The organism is Aeromonas sp. 603404 (genome assembly GCF_049171775.1).
Classification (GTDB): domain Bacteria; phylum Pseudomonadota; class Gammaproteobacteria; order Enterobacterales; family Aeromonadaceae; genus Aeromonas; species Aeromonas veronii_A.
On the sequence record NZ_JAAKPE010000001.1, the window covers coordinates 798,213 to 815,539 of the forward strand.

General features: G+C 61.3%; 10 protein-coding genes. All 10 read right to left on the reverse strand.

The window, feature by feature from the left end:
* Positions 1 to 78: 78 nt before the first annotated feature.
* The 10 genes from xdhC to ygfK all read right to left on the reverse strand — a co-directional run bounded on the left by xdhC (position 79) and on the right by ygfK (position 17,042).
* Positions 79 to 564 carry a xanthine dehydrogenase iron sulfur-binding subunit XdhC gene (gene xdhC, locus G5306_RS03490; protein ID WP_005336775.1) on the reverse strand — a complete coding sequence of 162 codons (486 nt, stop codon included), beginning with the start codon at positions 562 to 564 and terminating at the stop codon, positions 79 to 81.
* Positions 561 to 1,439: a xanthine dehydrogenase FAD-binding subunit XdhB gene (gene xdhB / locus G5306_RS03495; protein WP_421312393.1), complete on the reverse strand. Its 879-nt coding sequence runs from the start codon at positions 1,437 to 1,439 to the stop codon at positions 561 to 563. The genes xdhC and xdhB overlap by 4 nt, the downstream gene beginning before the upstream one ends.
* Positions 1,432 to 3,750 (reverse strand): xanthine dehydrogenase molybdenum-binding subunit XdhA, encoded by a 2,319-nt coding sequence (gene xdhA / locus G5306_RS03500; RefSeq protein ID WP_421312394.1) that lies wholly within the window; start codon positions 3,748 to 3,750, stop codon positions 1,432 to 1,434. The genes xdhB and xdhA overlap by 8 nt, the downstream gene beginning before the upstream one ends.
* 384 nt (positions 3,751 to 4,134) lie before the next feature.
* Positions 4,135 to 5,436, reverse strand: a complete 1,302-nt coding sequence (locus G5306_RS03505; RefSeq protein ID WP_421312427.1) for an NCS2 family permease — start codon at positions 5,434 to 5,436, stop codon at positions 4,135 to 4,137.
* Positions 5,437 to 5,833: 397 nt separating this feature from the next.
* Positions 5,834 to 7,150 carry a guanine deaminase gene (guaD, locus tag G5306_RS03510; protein WP_421312395.1) on the reverse strand — a complete coding sequence of 439 codons (1,317 nt, stop codon included), beginning with the start codon at positions 7,148 to 7,150 and terminating at the stop codon, positions 5,834 to 5,836.
* Between the two features lie 52 nt (positions 7,151 to 7,202).
* Positions 7,203 to 8,726: a nucleobase:cation symporter-2 family protein gene (locus G5306_RS03515; protein ID WP_421312396.1), complete on the reverse strand. Its 1,524-nt coding sequence runs from the start codon at positions 8,724 to 8,726 to the stop codon at positions 7,203 to 7,205.
* Positions 8,727 to 8,821: 95 nt separating this feature from the next.
* A complete protein-coding gene (locus tag G5306_RS03520; RefSeq protein WP_421312397.1) occupies positions 8,822 to 11,719 on the reverse strand; it encodes a molybdopterin-dependent oxidoreductase Mo/Fe-S-binding subunit in 2,898 nt (965 codons plus the stop codon).
* Complete coding sequence (gene ygfM, locus G5306_RS03525; RefSeq protein ID WP_193859224.1) at positions 11,716 to 12,492, reverse strand: molybdopterin-dependent oxidoreductase FAD-binding subunit; 777 nt, start codon at positions 12,490 to 12,492, stop codon at positions 11,716 to 11,718. Before ygfM ends, G5306_RS03520 begins: the two co-directional genes overlap by 4 nt.
* Before the next feature lie 80 nt (positions 12,493 to 12,572).
* The gene (gene ssnA / locus G5306_RS03530; protein ID WP_421312398.1) at positions 12,573 to 13,901 is read right to left on the reverse strand and encodes a putative aminohydrolase SsnA; all 1,329 of its coding nucleotides are present in this window, start codon (positions 13,899 to 13,901) and stop codon (positions 12,573 to 12,575) included.
* 30 nt (positions 13,902 to 13,931) lie between these two features.
* Positions 13,932 to 17,042: a putative selenate reductase subunit YgfK gene (gene ygfK, locus G5306_RS03535; RefSeq protein WP_421312399.1), complete on the reverse strand. Its 3,111-nt coding sequence runs from the start codon at positions 17,040 to 17,042 to the stop codon at positions 13,932 to 13,934.
* Between the last annotated feature and the right edge of the window lie 285 nt (positions 17,043 to 17,327).

Below are 17,327 nucleotides of genomic sequence, written 5' to 3' on the forward strand. Positions count from 1 at the left end.
CGAGGCGGGCCTGTGTTTTTGGGCGGCTTGATTTCCTTTCTCACACAACAGCATGCACCACTCACGGCACCCGAACTATCACCCTTTGCAGCACTTCTTCACCGCCCGTACCACGTTCTGATAACCGGTACAGCGGCAGAGGTTGCCCGATAGCCCGCGGCGGATCTCCGCATCGGTCAGCGGACGGCGCTCGGTCTTGTCGAGCAGGGCGGCGCTCGCCATTACCAGGCCTGGGGTGCAAAAACCGCACTGCACCGCCCCCTCGTCGATAAAGGCCTGCTGCACATCAGAGAGCTCGTTACCTTTGCGTTCCCCCTCCACGGTACGAATGGATTTGCCATCGGCCCAGACCGCCAGATAGAGGCAGCTGTCGATAGCCGTGCCATCCACCCGCACGGTACAGGCGCCGCACTCACCGACACTGCACCCCTCTTTCACGCTGATAAGCCCCTGCCCACGCAGAAAGTGGAGCAGCGACATGGTGGGCGGCACTGCATAGGAGTAAGGCTTGCCGTTGATCTCGCACTGGATCTCCACTGCGGGACAGCTTTGCGGTTGCATCATAGGATCTTGCCTCCGGCACGTTCGACTGCGCAGGCGACCACCCGCTGCGCCAGGGTTTTGATAAGGTGCAGGCGAAACTCCTTCTCTGCCCGCCAGGAGGATCGCGGCGCCACATCGGCTACCACCGCCTCGGCAATCGCTGCCAGTGTAGCGCGAGTCAGCGGTTGCCCCTCGGCCGCAGCTTCCGCGTGAGGCGTGCGCACCGGGGTCGGCGCCGCCACCCCATAGGCCAGCCGCAAATTCTTGAAGTGGCCATCCTCAATCTGGCAGTAGGCGGCGCAGCCGATGGTGGCGATATCCATGGCATCGCGCATGGCGTACTTGAAGTAGTGGGAGCCCACCTGGGGGTGCGCGTCCGGGGCAAAGTGAAACGCCACCAGGATCTCCGCCGGTTGCAGCGCCACCTTGCCGGGGCCGGTATGAAATCCGGCTATGGGGATGCGGCGCGTACCATTGGGCCCGGCGATCTCCAGCTCAGCTTCCAGCGCGACTGTCGGCGCCGCCGAGTCGGCACTGGTGGCGCCGTTGCAGATGTTGCCGCCATAGGTGGCGACGTTGCGGATCTGCGGCCCAGCGATGGTGGCAGCGGCCTCCACCAGCATCGGCAGGCGGCGCTGCACCAGCTCGTTTTCGATGAGCTCGGTAAAGGTGGTACCGGAGCCGATACGGATCGACCCATCAGGCAGCTCGCTCACCCCTTTGAGCTCGGGCAAGTCGTGAATATCGACGATATGGCGATAGGCGGCGTTGAGGTGATGGAGCTGGATCATCACATCGGTGCCACCGGCCAGGAGACGCGCCTCGGGGTCAGCCTGACTCAGGGCGACCGCCTCGGCGACACTGTGCGCCTTGTAGTAACGGGCAATATCAAACATGGTGTTGCTCCTCCCCTGCTCCCTCGCCAATCAAACCCGCCGCGACAAACTCCCGGAACAGGGTCTTGGGGGTGATGGGCAGCTCGTTGATGGCGACGCCAGTCGCCATGCGGATGGCGTTACGGATCGCTGGGCCCGGCGAGATGATGGGCGGTTCCCCCAGTGATTTGTGGCCATAGACCGACTGGGGCTCGTAGGTCTGCACGAAATCGCACTCAAGCTCTGGCAAATCCAGCATAGTGGGGAACTTGTAGTCGAGCAGGTTGGGGTTGCGCACCACGCCGCTCTTGGCGTCGATGATCATCTCCTCGAACAGCGACCAGCCGATCCCCATTCCCATGCCGCCGTGCACCTGCCCCTCAGCCAACTGCGGGTTGAGGATCTTGCCCGCATCGTGCAGGTTGAGAATGCGATTGATGGTCACCTTGCAGAGATCGATATCGACGCTGAGATCGACAAAGGTGCAGCCAAAGCTCGGCGGATTGGTGGTGGTCTTGTGGGAGACTTCCGAGGTGATCTGGCCGCCGATGGTGAGATGGTAATAGGCGTTGACCGACACCTCGGCGACGCTGATCAGCACCTTCTCCGGCGCACCAGCCAGCACCACGTAGCCGTCGATCAGGGTGAGCGATCCCACATCCTGATGGCAGAGCTGGGCTGCCAGCGACAAAATGCGCGCCCGCAGCTGCAGCGCCGCCTGATGAATGGCAGGGGCTGCCACATAGCTCTGGCGCGAGGCGAACGAGCCCGGATCGTAGGCGGTAATGTCGGTATCCTGAGTCGAAATGACCCGGATCTGATCAAACGGAATGCCCAAAGTCTGGGCCGCCATCTGGGCAAAGACGGTATCCGACCCCTGTCCTATCTCGGTAGCGCCGATCTGCAGATTGACGGTGCCATCCTGATTGAGCAGCATGCGGGCGCCGGCAATTTCGACCCCCACTGGGTAGGTGTTGGAGCCGTAGCTAAAACACGCCACCCCGATGCCACGGCGTACCCGACTTGCCGGATCCTGCGCCAGACATTCGGCCTTGAGCCGTTCCCACTGGAACTGCTCGCCGCCCCGGCGCAGACACTCAGGGAGCCCTGCGCTGTAGATGGTCTTCTGGTTGACCTGATTGACATCCCCCTCGCGCGCCACGTTGGCGATGCGTACTTCGAGCGGATCCAGACCCAACTCCGCGCAGGCATCATCCAGCATGCATTCGAGGGCAAAAATCACCTGCGGCGCGCCGTAACCGCGCATGGCACCGGCGGTGGGCAGGTTGCTGTAGAAGGTTTTGGCGTCATAACCGAAGGCGCTGCGCGGATAGAGGTAGCTGATCTTGTTGCCCCCTGCGCTGGCGATGGAGTGGCCGTGAGAGGCATAGCCGCCGGTGTTGGAGAGCACGTCGAGCTGATAGCCCTTGAGGGTGCCGTCGCGGTTGAGGCCCATCTTGCCGTCGATGGCAAAGCCGTGGCGGGTACGGGAGGCAAAGAAGCACTCCTCCCGGCTCAGAGTCACCTTGACCGGCACGCCGCCGAGCTTGTAGCTCAAAAACGCCGCCATCGGCTCTTCCAGCACATCCTGCTTGTTGCCAAAACCGCCGCCCATATAGGGTTTGATCACCCGCACGCTCGACCAGGGCAGGCCGAGGGACTTGGCCACCCGGCTGCGCACTATCTGGGGGATCTGGGTACTGCTGACGACGATGATGTGGTCCGGCTGATCCATGTAGGCGTAGCAGGTCACCGTCTCCAGATGGCAGTGCTGCACAACCGGCGTCCGGTAGTGCCCCTGAAACTGCAGATCGGCCGCCACGATGGCCTGCTCCGGGTCATTGGCGCGAAGCTGGCTTTGGCGCAGCAGATTGCCGCTCGGGTGAATGGGATAGGCATCGTCGGCCAGCGCGCTTTCGGCATCCGTCATCACCGGCAGCGGTTCGTAGGTCACCTTGACCAGGGCGGCAGCCTTCTCGGCGACCAGCGGATCGCGCGCCACCACGATGGCGACCCCATCACCAAAGTGACGCACATGGTCGGTGAGCAAACGGCGGTCTTTCACATCCCGTTTCGCCTCATCAAGGGACCAAGCGTGACCGGCGGTGCGAAAACAGGTGGTAGGGACATCTTCATGGGTAAACACGGCTTCAACCCCGTGCAGGGCCAGCGCCTCGGTCGCGTCGATGGCGAGCACCTTGCCGTGGGCAATATTGCTGCGCACATACTTGGCGTGGCGCATCCCGAGCATGATGTTGTCATCGGTATAGCGGGCGCTGCCGGTCACCTTGGCCTCGGCATCCACCCGCTTGAGCGGTAATCCTATGGACATATGCAAGTCCTTATTCGAATGGAAAAATCTGGAACCGGCATAAAAAACAGCAAGATATGCGCCTGTTTCCCGCCATCGTCAGGAGAATGGGGAGAAGTGTGAAGGGGATCCCATCTAGCCCGCTTTTGTTGGCCCGAAGCGACAAGCCAAGGGCAGCCCCTGAGCAAGTGGGGCACATCAGCGGTGAAAAAAGCGGCAGAGCGAGGAGAGCAAGGGTGGGAGCCTATCAATCTGGTAGGAGGATTTATCAAAATGGTATCGCGATGCCCCCCAACTGCGGAGACGGCCGAGGCGTGATAGCCAGCGTGGGCGGGCTGAGCGCCGCAAACATAAGCAGATATAAAAATGGGGCCGCCAGTGCGGCCCCAAACGGGCGGGTTATCCCTAAATAGCCCACCCCCCAGCATAAAAGAGTACCAGTGCCAGGGCGATGATCACGGTGCCGACGTTGAGCTTGTGCCACTCCTTCGAACAGATGCGGCCGATCACCAGCGAGCTGAAGCCAAGCATGATGCCGGTCACGATATTGCAGGTGAGCACGATAAAGACCGCGCACACCAACCCGGACATGGCACCGACCGAATCGTTGAAATCGAGCTTGGTGACATTGCTCAGCATCAAGAGCCCTACATACATCAGGGCTGGTGCGGTGGCATAGGCGGGCACCAGATAGGAAAGCGGCGAGAGGAACAGCATCAGAAGGAAAAGACCACCGACCACGGTCGCGGTGAGACCGGTTTTTCCCCCCGCCGCCGTGCCCGCTGCCGATTCGATATAAACGGCAGCCGGTGCCGCCCCCACAAGGCCGGAGAAGATGCTGCTGACCGAGTCGGCACTGAGCGCCTTGCCGCTGTTGATAATGTGACCCTCCTTATCGAGCAGGTTGGCCTGCCCCGCCACGGCGCGAATGGTGCCGGTGGCATCAAATACCGCGGTCATCACCAGCGCCAGCACGCTGGGCAACACCAGCGGCGAGAGGGCCCCCATGATATCCAGACTGAAGATCAGGGACTGACCCTGCTCGTCCGACAGGCTCGGCAGGGCGAACAGCCCCTGATACTTAACCGCCGGATCGAAAATCAGGCCGAAGATGGAGATGGCGATGATCACCAGCAGGATCCCCCCCGGTACTCTCAGCTTCTCCAGCCCGAAGATCACCGCAAGGCCGATCAGGGACATGATGACCGGCATGGAGGTGAAGGCCCCCAGCGCCACCGGCAGCCCCTCCAGCGGGTTCTTGATCACCAGCCCCACCCCGTTGGCGGCGATAAGCAGCAAGAAGAGACCAATCCCGATGCCGGTACCGTGGGCAATTCCCATCGGCAGGTTGTCGAGGATCCAGCTACGCACCCCGGTCACCGAGATGGCGGTAAACAGCACCCCCATCAGGAAGACGGCCCCCAACGCCACCGGAATGGGGATCTGCTGCCCCAGCACCAGACTGAATGCAGTAAACGCCGTGAGGGAAATAGCGCAACCGATGGCCATCGGCAGCTTGGCCCAGAGCCCCATCAAGAGCGAACCGAACCCCGCCACCAGACAGGTGGCGACAAACACGGCGCCGGGAGGAAAGCCCGCCTTGCCGAGCATGCTCGGCACCACGATCACCGAGTAGACCATGGCAAGGAAGGTGGTGAGGCCCGCCAGCACCTCCTGTCTGACGTTGCTGCCCCGCTCGCTGATCATAAAGTAGCGATCAAGAGCCGTGAGCGGCTGTTGCTTTGCTGCGCTCTGGCTGGCGTCATCATTGGCCAGCTGTTCCACGCTGTTTGTCCTGCTGTTTGCTTGGGTCATACCCAACTCCTTCACACGCGCCTGAATGTTCCATGACGAAATGGCGACAGGATCTGCGGATCTGCCTCGCGCCAGTCTGATGAGAAACAGGCGATGGCGGCAGAGGATGCGACAGACAGACCAGGGCTGGCGGCCTTGACTCAAACGTTTGCCTTGCTGGTCAAAAAAACCGGGCCATTTCACGTTCTATGCGGGGAGATCCCCTGTGGTGCGGCAAGACTGGCGCCCCTGTGGAGCACGCCAGCCGCCGTATTCGTTGGGGCTGCGCCGCGGCAGCCCACTACAAGCCCTACCCCCGTTCATGCACCAGTTGGCCATCCACATAGGTGCGGTAGATGGATCTGTCATCCCCCAGGGTCAACAGTACAAAGAGCTTGTCCCGCAGGGTGGTGGAGTTGTCATAACGCAGTTGCTGCAGCGGGGTGGCGACCGGGTCGAGCACCACGAAGTCCGCCTCCTTGCCCACCGCAAAGCTGCCGATCTTCTCGTCCAGCCCCAGCGAATGGGCGCCGCCCAGGGTCGCCAGATAGAAGGCCTGATAGGCCGAGAGCCGCTCGCCCTGCAGTTGCATCACCTTGTAGGCCTCGTTGAGGGTCTGCAGCATGTTGAAGGTGGTGCCGGCGCCGATGTCGGTGCCCATCCCCACCTTCACCTGCTTGCGCCACGCCTTGTGCAACTTGAACAGACCACTGCCGAGATAAAGATTCGAGGTGGGACAAAACGCGATGGTGGAGCCGGTCTCCTTCAGGCAATCCCACTCCTGCTCTTCCAGATGGACGCAGTGGGCAAAGACGCAGTTGTGGCCGGTCAGCCCATGCTGGTGATAGACATCGAGATACCCCTTGTGCGCCGGGAAGAGGGATTTTACCCAGGCGATCTCGTCCTTGTTTTCGCACAGATGGGTGTGCAGATAGGTGGTGGGAAACTCTTCGCGCAGTCGCCGCGCCATCGCCAGCTGCTCGGGTGTCGAAGTGGGTACAAATCGTGGTGTGATGGCATAGAGCAGTCGACCGTTGCCGTGCCAGCGCTCGATAAGCTGCTTGCTCTGCACATAGCTGCTCTCGGCGGTATCGAGCAAATAATCGGGTGCATTGCGATCCATCATCACCTTGCCGGCGATCATCCGCATATTGATGCGGCTCGCCGCCTCGAACAGGGCGTCTACCGACTCGGGGTGCACTGTGCCGAACACCAGCGCCGTGGTGGTGCCGTTGCGCAGCAGCTGTTTGATAAAGAAGGTGGACATCTCGCGGGCATACTCGAGATCGTTGTAGCGCCGCTCGGCCGGGAAGGTGTGGCGGTTGAGCCACTCCAGCAGCTGCTCGCCATAGGCCCCTACCATCTCGCTCTGGGGATAGTGAATGTGGGTATCGACAAAGCCCGGCACTATCATCTTGCCGCGATAATCGCGCACCCGCACTTCGGCCGGAATGCGATCTTTCCCCTCCTCCCACTCACCAAACCAGTCGATGCAGCCGTTGCGAATGATCAGCAGGCCATCCTCGATAAGGCGCGCGTTGGACTCAATCTCCTCGGGCTGATCCACCACCCGGGTGATGTCGAAGAAGCTGCCGCGTACCGCTTTGACAGAGTTGTCGTTTTTCATAACCATTTCCCTGTTTTTCTTGTTCTGTTGACGTTTTTTGCCGGTTTAACCGTCAGATCCGTTCCACTTGTGGCGCCACCGTCTGGCCGGGCACTGGCTCTGGTGACCCCTCAACCTTGCTGGCCAATGGCTGGCCCGCACTGCGGGCGGTAAAGATCACATCCGGTTTGTCGCTCAGCTGGATCACTTCAACCGCCTCGGCATCCCTGACGGCCGACTTGCGCTTGCGGCTTTGCGGCAGCACCAGATTCATGATGATGGCGGTGATGCCGCCGGCGCAGATGGGGTTCTCCACCAGCATGTAGATACCCGCCGGCAGCACCTTGAAGACGTTCGGGTCGTAGGAAACGCCGAGCCCAAGGCCCAGCGAGGTGGCGACAATCAGGGTCTCCCGCCGATCGAAACCGTGGCTGATGATGATGCGACCACCGGCGATGGCGATCATGGAGAACATGATGACCATGGCGCCCCCCATCACAGGTGACGGTATGGTGGTAAAGAAGCGCCCCACAACCGGGAAGAGCCCCAGCAGCACCAGAATGACGGCAATAAACTTGCCCACATGGCGTGACGCCACCCCGGTCATCTGGATCACCCCGTTGTTCTGGGCAAAGGTGGTGAGTGGCAAAGAGCCGAGGGCCGAGGCGATCACCGAGACCAACCCGTCCGCCAGCACACCGCCGGAGAGCCGTTTTTGAAACTCGGGGCCCTGAATATCCCGGTGGGAGACCATGGCGGTGGCGGTGATGTCCCCCACCGCCTCCAGCACGCTCAACAGATAGATGGTGCCCGCTAACATAAAGGCGTGAAAATCGAAGGAGAAACCGTACTTGAACGGGATCGGCACAGTGATAAGCGGCAGGTTCTCAAGGGCGGAGAAATCCACCATGCCGAGCATCAAAGCCACTGCGTAACCCACCAGCAGGCCGATGGCGATCCCGCTCATCCGCAGCAGCGGGCTTCGACTGCAGTTGAAGGCGACGATGACGCAGAGCACCAAGAGCCCCAGCCCGATGTGCTCGTATTTGCCAAAGGTGCCGCTGCTCATGGCGGAGAAGCCGCCGCCAAAGTCGATGATCCCTACCTTGATAAGGCTCAGACCAATCATCAGCACCACTACCCCGCTCACGGTCGGGGTGATCACCCGCTTGAGGTAGGGCAGCACGAAGGAGGAGCCCATCACCAGAAAGGCGCCGACAAAAGAGACCCCGAGCAGGGTCGAGACGATCAGCTCCTCATGGATGCCATCTTTTTTCATGGCGCCGCCCAGGGCGATCATCACGGTCACGAAGGAGAAGTTGACCGACTGGATGGAGAGCAGCCCCGAACCGATGGGGCCATAACGGTTTACCTGCAGCCAGGTGCCGATACCGGAGGCGATCATCGCCATGGAGACCAGATAGGCGGTGGTCTCGGTGGAGAGACCCAGGGCGCCGCCGACGATCAGCGCCGGGGTCACCATGGGAACAAAAATGGCCAGCAGATGGGTCACTGCACCCATCAGGGTTTGATAAAACGGGGGTTTGTCTTCCAGCTCGTAAATGAGATCCGAGTGCTTGCGTGTTGTTTTAGACATCGTGTTTGTCCCATCACACAGAATGTAGGCGGAGTACTCATTCCGCCGTCAGGCGCTGGGGGCGAGCTGGCGCCCGCCCCTCACCTTTTCTTTTGTTATGCCGACACTTTTTGCTCCAGCTTGCCCAGTTCGCGCAGGATCTGCTCCGGCGTGAAGTGCCACTTGCGCAGCCAGACACCGCAGGCGTCGTGGATGGCGGTAGCGATGGCGGGCGCCGCGCCGTTCACCCCGATCTCCGAGATGGACTTGGCGCCGTAAGGGCCAACCTTGTCATCACTCGGTACCAGGAAGGCCCGGAAGTCGCGCGGAATGTCGCCAATCTTGGGCGCGCCATAGCTCTTCAGATCCCGGGTCAGCGGGATGCCCTTGCTGTCGTAGCAGATCTCCTCGCTCATGGTGTGGCCGATGGCCCGCATGGTCGCCCCGTAGATCTGGCCGAGGGCCAGCTCCGGGTTGATGGGGGTACCACAGTCGAGCAGAGCGTAGAACTTGTCGAGCCGGATCTCGCCGGTTCTGACGTTGACCGCCACCTCGGCGAAGTTGGCCCCATACGGGAAGGCAAGCTCGGAGGTGATGTAGCTGGCGGTGCCCACCAGAATGCCGAAGCCGGTACCGGTCTCGGCCTTGTGGGCCAGCTTGGCGAGGCTCACCTCCCCCTGCTTGCCGCGCACTATGCCCGGATGAACCAGCTCCACATCCTCCACCGGCTCGCCCAGCATGGCGGCGCCGTGGAACAGGATCTTCTCCTTGAGGTTCTCGGCCGCCTTCTTGGCCGCGTTGCCGGAGAAGCAGGTGCCTGACGAGGCGTAAGCCCCCTTGTCGAACAGGGCGTGGTCGGTGTCGCCAGAGATCACATGCACATCGCTGAGCGGGCAACCGAGCACCTCGGCAGTCAGCTTGGCCACCACGGTATCGAGGCCGGTGCCGATATCGGCGCCACCGGAGTGGACGATAAAGGTGCCGTCCGATTCCAGCTTGACCATGCAGTTGGCCTGATCGATATCCGGGATCCCCGATTTTTGCATGATGATGGCGACGCCACGACCGATGCGCCAATCCCCGTCAGCGGGTTTGGGACTATCCCAAGCAATCAACTCGCGGCCCTGTTTGAGGATGGGTTCGAGGGCGCAGCTGGCCGCATGGGGCACCGAGGTAGGCATCTTGCCCTCGCCGATGGCACCCAGCACCTTGAGGATGTCCCCCTCGTGCACCCGGTTGTGCTCCACCATGTCGAGCTGATCGATGCCCAGTTTCTCGGCCAGCTCGGCAATCGCCATGGTCAGGGCGAAGTTGCCCTTGGGCGCGCCATAACCCTGATACGCGCCGGTCGGGCAGATGTTGCTGTAGTAGGTGTTGACGGTAAAGAGCACGTTGTCGCACGGATAGAGCGGCAGGGAGAGCGCCGGGCCGTTGCTTGGCACCGTCAATGAGTGGTTGCCGTAAGGGCCGGTGTTGGCACGAAAATCCATCTCGATGGCGGTGATGGTGCCATCTTTCTTGGCCCCCACTTTCACCTTCACCTTGGCCACATGGCGGGAGGTGTTGCTGATGAACTCCTCTTCACGGGTGTAGCGGAAGGTAACCGGACGGCCGGTGACCTTGGTCGCCCAAGCGCACACCTCTTCCAGCAGGATATCCTGCTTGGAGCCAAAGCCGCCCCCTACCCGCTCCTTGATCACATGTACCTGGTGCTGCTTCATGCCGACGATGCGCGCAACCTGACGGCGCACGTGCCACGGCACCTGAGTGGATGCGTGAATGACCAGACGCTCCCCATCCATGTAGGTGAAGCAGATGTGCGGCTCGGTCGGGCACTGCTGGGCCTGGGTCGATTCGTAGGTGCGCTCGACAATCTCGTCCGCCTCTGCAAAGCCTTTGGCCACGTCACCGATCTGGCCATGGACGCTGGCGGCCAGGTTCTCATGCGGACGGGAACCGATGGGGAAGTTGATGATCATGTGCTCGTCGCCGCGGCGCACCGAGCAGGCGTTCTGCTGCTCCAGATCCGCCGGTGCCCCGGCCATGTAGACGATGGGCTCATCGTGGACCAGCGGTGCATTGGGGGCCATCGCCTCGTCAATGCTCATGACCGCCGGCAGCACCTGATACTCGACATCGATGAGTTTGAGGGCCGCCAGAGCGACAGCTTCACTCTCGGCCACCACGGCGGCGACCCTGTCACCTACGTGGCGCACCTTGCGGCTGAACATACGGCGATCGAGGGGTGACGGCTCGGGGGCACTCTGGCCACCCGGGGTGTAAAACACATCCGGGCAGTTGAGGTGGGTGATGACATGCACGACGCCCGGCAGCGCCTCGGCGCGGCTCACATCGAGTTTGGTGATCACCGCATGAGGATGGGGACTGCGCAGCATCTTGATGATCAGCGCATCTTCAGTAACCCGATCCTCCACGTAGCAGGGCTTGGCCTGCACCATCTTGGCGGCGTCCACTTTTGGGCAGCTCTTGCCGATATGGCGCAGATCGCCGCGAAACTCGGGGGCGATCTGGCACAGGTAATCAGGATCCTTCATCCGTGAACAGGCAAGCTCGATGGCCTGATAAAACTGCTGATAACCGCCATCGCGGTGAAACAGGCCCGAGAGGGCATCGTCGATTTGATCACGGGTGGGCTCGGGGTGGCGATCAAGCAGGTCGGTGACGATGAGCGCCGCGGCCGGATCGTTGTAGCCGGACTGCACCACACCCACATCCACCATTGCCTGCTGTACCAGACTGAGCTGGTTCCAGCTGCCGAGGGACTCGGCGGTGCGCACCTCTGATCCATCCAGCTGGGCGGCGATCAGCAGGGAGGCGTTGATCACCTTGCCGTTGAAGAGAATGGCGTCGGAGCCGGCGAAGCCGAAGCCGTCGTCGCTGTTGCGCACCGAATGCATCCGGCACTGATTGAACAGCACCCGCTGGGCATTGTCACCGGTCTTGCAGATGACGGTGCGCAAGGCACCGTTCAGGGTAAAGTTGAGTTCCATCATGCTTGCACCTCCTGCTGCTGGCAATCCACCAGCAGATCCGCCACTACCACGCCGGTGATATACCGCTTGTAACTCACGCTGCCCGCCAGATCCTCACGGGGCGCAATCAGCTCGCTCACGGCGGCTTCCAGCGCGGCATCGTGCAGTTCGCGGCGCTCCAGATCCCGCAGGCGCATCGGCTGCGGGGTGACGCCAGCGACGGCCACCCGCATCTCGCCAATGCTGTCGAGGGCTACCGCGGCGGTCATCACCGCCAAGCCATCGGCATTGCGGCTGATGCGGCGAGTGGCGCAGCGCAGTTCAGGCTCCGGCAGCACAACTCCCAGCACCAGGGCATTGCGCTGACCCGCCAGATAGGCGTCGATGGGTTGCAGCAGGTTGTTCTCCAGCACGACCACCGCTTCGAGTACCAGCAGTACCGGCAGCAGCGGGGAGTCCTGCTGCTGGCAGGCAAGTTCGCCGCCAATGGTGGCCTGATTGCGCAGATGGCGGGAGTAGACAAACCCCAGCGCGTCGCACAGGGCGGCCGGGGTACGGGGATCATCTTTCAGGGTCTGCAGGGTGACGGTGGCGCCGATATGGAGCTGGCCGTGCTGCTGCTCAATCTGGTTCAGTCCCAGCTTGTCCAGCGAGATAGCGACCTTCTTGTCGGTGCGGGTCGGAGCGGCGTTAAGCTTGCTGCCGCCTCCCATGTAGACGGCGTCGTTGCCGAAACTGGCCTTGAGTTCCAAAGCCTGACCCAGTTGCTCGGGTCGGAAGAATTGCTCAATCATGTGTCGTCCTTACTCTTGCTGCCCGCCGCCGGGGAAATCCACACGGCGGGCAATCCGGTCCAAAACTGTGGAAGGTGGCCTTAGGCCAGCTGATCCATCCGTTGCCACAGGCGGCTCGCCACCTTGCTGGCCTGCTCGTAAATGGGCGCGACATCGAACGGGAACTCGCGATCCTGATAGACCATGCGTCCCTCGACCATCACGCTGTTGACCGAGGATGAGCCCATACCGAAGGCGAGATGGCCACCGAGGTTGCGCGGCGCCAGCGGGGTCGGTGCGTCGTAGTCGCAAATGGTGAGGTCGGCCTTGTATCCCGGCTCCAGGCGGCCAAATTTGGCGCCGAAGTTGCGCTCCAGCAGGGTGTTGCCGTTCCACAGGAAGCGGGCAAAGCTGTCAGGCCACAGGGCGCCACCGGCATCCTTGTGCTTGAAGTAGGCGAACTTGAGCTCTTCGAGCATGTCGGAGCCGATACCATCGGTGCCAAGCGCCAGATTGCGATACTCCGGCAGGTGCATGTTGTAGCCCACGTGGTTGTTCATGTTGGAGCGGGCGTTGTGCACCAGGAAGGCATCGCGGCTGTTGAGCAGTTCGATGTCAGCCGGGCTCAGGTAGATGCCGTGGGCAATCAGGGTCTTGCTGTCGACAATGCCAAACTCGTCCAGCCGGGCGATGGGCTCCTTGCCATAGTGGTGGTGACCGTGAGCCATGTCGTAGCGGTCTTCCGCCACATGGATATGCAGCCCGCGACCGGTGACCTGCACCGCTTCGCGCAGCATGGCGAGCCCCTCGTCGGGCACGGTGAAGGGGGCGTGTGCGCCGATATGGGCCTCCACCAGATAGGGTTCGCTCCCCTTGGCTTTGGCGGCATCAATGGCCTGCGCGAACAGGATGTTCTCCTCCACCCCGGCCTGCAGTTCGGCGAGGCCGCCGTTGCGATCCGTAGTCTCGAAGCATGTCATGCCACGCAGACCCGCCTCCATAAAACCTTTGCGCAACACATTCAGGGAGCCCTTGATGAAGTTGGGCGAAGCGTGATGGTCGATCACCGCACTGCAGCCGCTCTTGATCGCCTCAAGCGAGCAGATGAGACCGCTGTAGTAGAGGGACTCTTCATCGAGCGCCCGATCGAGCCGCCACCAGAGGTTTTTCAGGGTGGAGATAAAATCCGGGCAGGGGGCAATATTGGCCATGATCCCCCGCGACAGGCCGGAGTAGAAGTGGTTATGGGCACAGACGATGCCCGGCATCACCAGCTTGCCCCCCATCTCCCGATAGTTGGCCTCCGGGTAGAGGGCCCGCAGATTGGGCCCCACCGCTTTGATAAGGGTGCCTTCGATGGCGATATCCACCCCTTCCAGTACACGGGTCGGCTCCAGCTGGACGGCGGTGACGTTCTTCAGAATAAACATGGTTTGCTCCTTCGCTTATTCGTTATTCGCTCAGGCCTCGACGGCCCCCAGCAGGTAGTGGTGATGGGCATGGACATGGCTGATGATCCGGCACATGTCGCCAAGGGCCGCTGGCGCATCCTTGATCCGGCTCTGGGCGTCTATGGTCAGGCGATAGGTCTCGCCATCCTGACGCACCCGCAGTTCGCCACCATCCGCCAGATAGAAACCGGGGTTGCGGCTGTTGTCGAAGTCCTCGGGCAGGCTGAAGATGGTGACCTTGTCCTGATAGGGCTTGCCCTGCCACGGGCAGAACTGGGCGCAGTTGCCACATTCGTTGCAGTAGGCATCCAGGTGCAGGGTCTGGAACTGATCCTTGAAGCCCGGCACCGCGATGGCGACGTTGGCCCGGTTGGGGCAGACATCCACGCACTTGCTGCAGAGGTAGTTGCACTCGAGGCAACGGTGCGCCTCCTGCGCCACGAAGGCATCGCGCTCGTTTTTGTCGACCAGGGTGACGGCGATGCTCCCCTTGCGGCGATAGATCTCGTCCTTGCCCGATGGCTGGATGGTCACTTCACTCTGCTGGCTGGCGATATGCTCGCGAGAGAGCACCAGATCCGCGGCGCGGCGTGCACCACCGATGGCACCGACGATGGAGGACGGACCGCTCTGCACGTCACCGATCAGGAAGACGTTGCGACGGCTGGTTTCGCCGGTCTGGCTGTCCACCTCGGGCCAGCCATCGCTGCCCAAGGGAATGCCCATCGCTTTGAGCACCTCGCAGTCAGGCTGCTCGCCGATGGCGGTGATCAGCGCATCCATCTGCATCACTTCGGTCTGCTCGGTGGGCACAGGACGGCGGCGGCCCTGCTCGTCAGGATCCCCCAGCGCCATCATCCGAACTGTGAGCTTGCCATCTTTCTCAAAGCGCTCCGGATTGGTGAGGAAGCAGAAACGCACCCCATCCTCCACCGCTTCCAGATACTCCTCGCGATAGGCGGGCATCTCTTTTTCGCTGCGGCGGTAGGTAACGGTCACATCGCTGACACCCGGCACCTTGAGGGCGGCGCGGGCGCAGTCCATGGCGGTGTTACCGGCGCCGATCACCGCCACATGGCGGCCCAGCGGCAGCGGTTTGCCCTGATTGAAGCTGCGCAGGAAGTTGAAGGATTTGTAGACCCGATCATGACCCCCTTCGAGACGCATGCCGCCGTTCTTGTCGGCACCGATGCCGACGAAGACATAGGTAAAGCCCTGGGCGTGCAGCTTGTCGACGGTGAGCGCCGGATCGCAACCAAACTCGAATTTGACCCCGTGGGCGGCGACAAAGTCGATGTCGTGCTGGATAAGCTCGGCCGGGATGCGGAACTCGGGGATGATGTGCTTGACCACGCCACCGGCATCCGCTTCGCGCTCGAACACGGTGACCGGGTGGCCGGCGCGGGCCAGAAAGTAACCGGCGGAGAGACCGGCCGGGCCTGCACCTATTACCGCAACCGGGTGCTTGTCACCACTGCCTGCCGGTTTGTGCCAGCGGGCCTTGTACCCTTCCCAGCCGCGCTCCAGCGCCACTTTTTTCAGCTCACGGATATTGAGCGCGCTGTCGTAATCGAGACGGGTACAGTTGTACTGGCACTGGTGATCGCAGATATGGCCGGTGATGGCGGGCAAGGCGTTGCGCTGATAAATCAGCTCAAGGGCTGCCACATACTCCCCCTCGCCCATCAGGCGAATGTACTCGGGGATATCCTGATGCACGGCGCAGGCGGTGACGCAGGGCGCCACGTAGCAGTCGGTCAGCGGCAGGCCACCACCCACTTCGATGCGATCCTCGGACTTCCACTCCTTCTGGGTGTAATCCATTGTGAGGGCCTTGGCGGCAAGCGCCTCCAGCTTGGCCACATCCACCTGACTCATGCCCCAGCTGTCAGAAGCGTCGATCTCTTTGAGGCACTCGATCTGGCGCAGGTAGCCGCCCGGTTTGAGCAGGTCGGTAGCCATGGTGATGGGACGAATACCGGTCTCGAAGATCTCCGCGATATTGAACTTGCTGGCGCCACCCGAGTAGGAGATGGGCAGCTTGCCATCGAAAGCGCGAGACAGCACAGCCGCCACGTTGATGGAGAGCGGGAACAGCGCGCGGCCGGACATATACATCTCATCGCCGGGCAGCGCCCCCTTGCGGTTGATGGTGCCAAGGGTGTTGGTCAGCTTGACCCCGAAGGTGAGCCCCTTCTCGGCCCCCAGCGCCATCAAGCGGGTCAGCATCGCCTTGGCCTGCTCCAGCTTGAGGTCGTGATCGAACGACTCTTCGCTCAGACCAATGTAATCAAAGCCACATGTATCGAGGATCTCGCGCACCCGCGGGTAGCCCAGCAGGGTCGGGTTCAGTTTGACGAAGGTGTTGAGCCCCTTCTCTTCCAGCATGTAGCGGCAGATGGCTTCAATTTCGTTCGGCGGGCAGCCGTGCATGGTGGAGAGGGTGACGCCGTGCACCAGCTCGGCCGGGATGCGCTCCACCAGCTGTTGCAGGCGATCGCGCCGCGCCCCCAGTCCCAGCTCGGCGATAAACTGCTCGTCGGCTACCAGCTCGCGCAGCACTTGCTGGTACTCGGCAAACTTCGGACTTTGGCTTGCATCCATCAGGCTGTGGATAAACTGCTGCATCGGTGGCTGTTTGATGCCATCGAGGTTGTAACCCACGCTCATGTTGAAGATAAAGGACTTGGCCTCCCCCTCAAGACGCGGATCGAACACCTCCTCCAGCAGATAGAGAGCAAACCAGGCTTTAAGATACTCGTCGAACGCCTTGGGCAGGGTGAACTCGGTAGACCACTCGGTGTTGAAGCACTCATCCTCGGCGTCGATACAGGGCTTTTCCAGTTCGAGACGGTCCAGGATCTGCACCGTCTTGAGCTCGATAAAGCGCCCGCCGGTCAGCCAGGAAGTGACGATGTTCTGGGCCAACTGGGTATGGGGGCCGGCTGCCGGGCCAATGGGGGTCTCGCAGGTTTCACCGAACACCTTGATCTTGCGCTCGTCCTGCTTGCGATAGAATTGCGCGGCGGGAATACCGAAAATGCTCTGACTCTCTTTATATTCCGCGAAAATACGGGTCAGCAGGTTCTTGAACGGAACGGGTCGCATAATATCGCCCATGGCTATCTCCTTGCAGCTATTCTGCCCATTGGCAGCATGAATAAATGGGGTATCCCGCACGGGTGTTCCCCCTTGGCAAGGAGAAGAGCAACAATCAGGCCACTACAGTTACAAAACTATTTTTTACGGTAAAAGCGTGAGACAGCTCCAATTAATGGAGAGAATTTACGATGCCACCATTATGAGTATTGCGAGTAGTTATCAATCACTCTGGAATTTACTTAATGAACAGTTCAAAAAGAACTCGCCCTATCAGATCAAGTGCGAGAAATATCACTTTGATAC

Coding starts and splice junctions, on each gene's coding strand:
- ygfK (WP_421312399.1), bottom strand. CDS start 17,042: ATGGGCGATATTATGCGACCCGTTCCGTTCAAGAACCTGCTGACCCGT.
- G5306_RS03520 (WP_421312397.1), bottom strand. CDS start 11,719: ATGATGGAACTCAACTTTACCCTGAACGGTGCCTTGCGCACCGTCATC.
- xdhC (WP_005336775.1), bottom strand. CDS start 564: ATGATGCAACCGCAAAGCTGTCCCGCAGTGGAGATCCAGTGCGAGATC.
- ssnA (WP_421312398.1), bottom strand. CDS start 13,901: ATGTTTATTCTGAAGAACGTCACCGCCGTCCAGCTGGAGCCGACCCGT.
- G5306_RS03505 (WP_421312427.1), bottom strand. CDS start 5,436: ATGATCAGCGAGCGGGGCAGCAACGTCAGACAGGAGGTGCTGGCGGGC.
- guaD (WP_421312395.1), bottom strand. CDS start 7,150: ATGAAAAACGACAACTCTGTCAAAGCGGTACGCGGCAGCTTCTTCGAC.
- xdhA (WP_421312394.1), bottom strand. CDS start 3,750: ATGTCCATAGGATTACCGCTCAAGCGGGTGGATGCCGAGGCCAAGGTG.
- xdhB (WP_421312393.1), bottom strand. CDS start 1,439: ATGTTTGATATTGCCCGTTACTACAAGGCGCACAGTGTCGCCGAGGCG.
- ygfM (WP_193859224.1), bottom strand. CDS start 12,492: ATGATTGAGCAATTCTTCCGACCCGAGCAACTGGGTCAGGCTTTGGAA.
- G5306_RS03515 (WP_421312396.1), bottom strand. CDS start 8,726: ATGTCTAAAACAACACGCAAGCACTCGGATCTCATTTACGAGCTGGAA.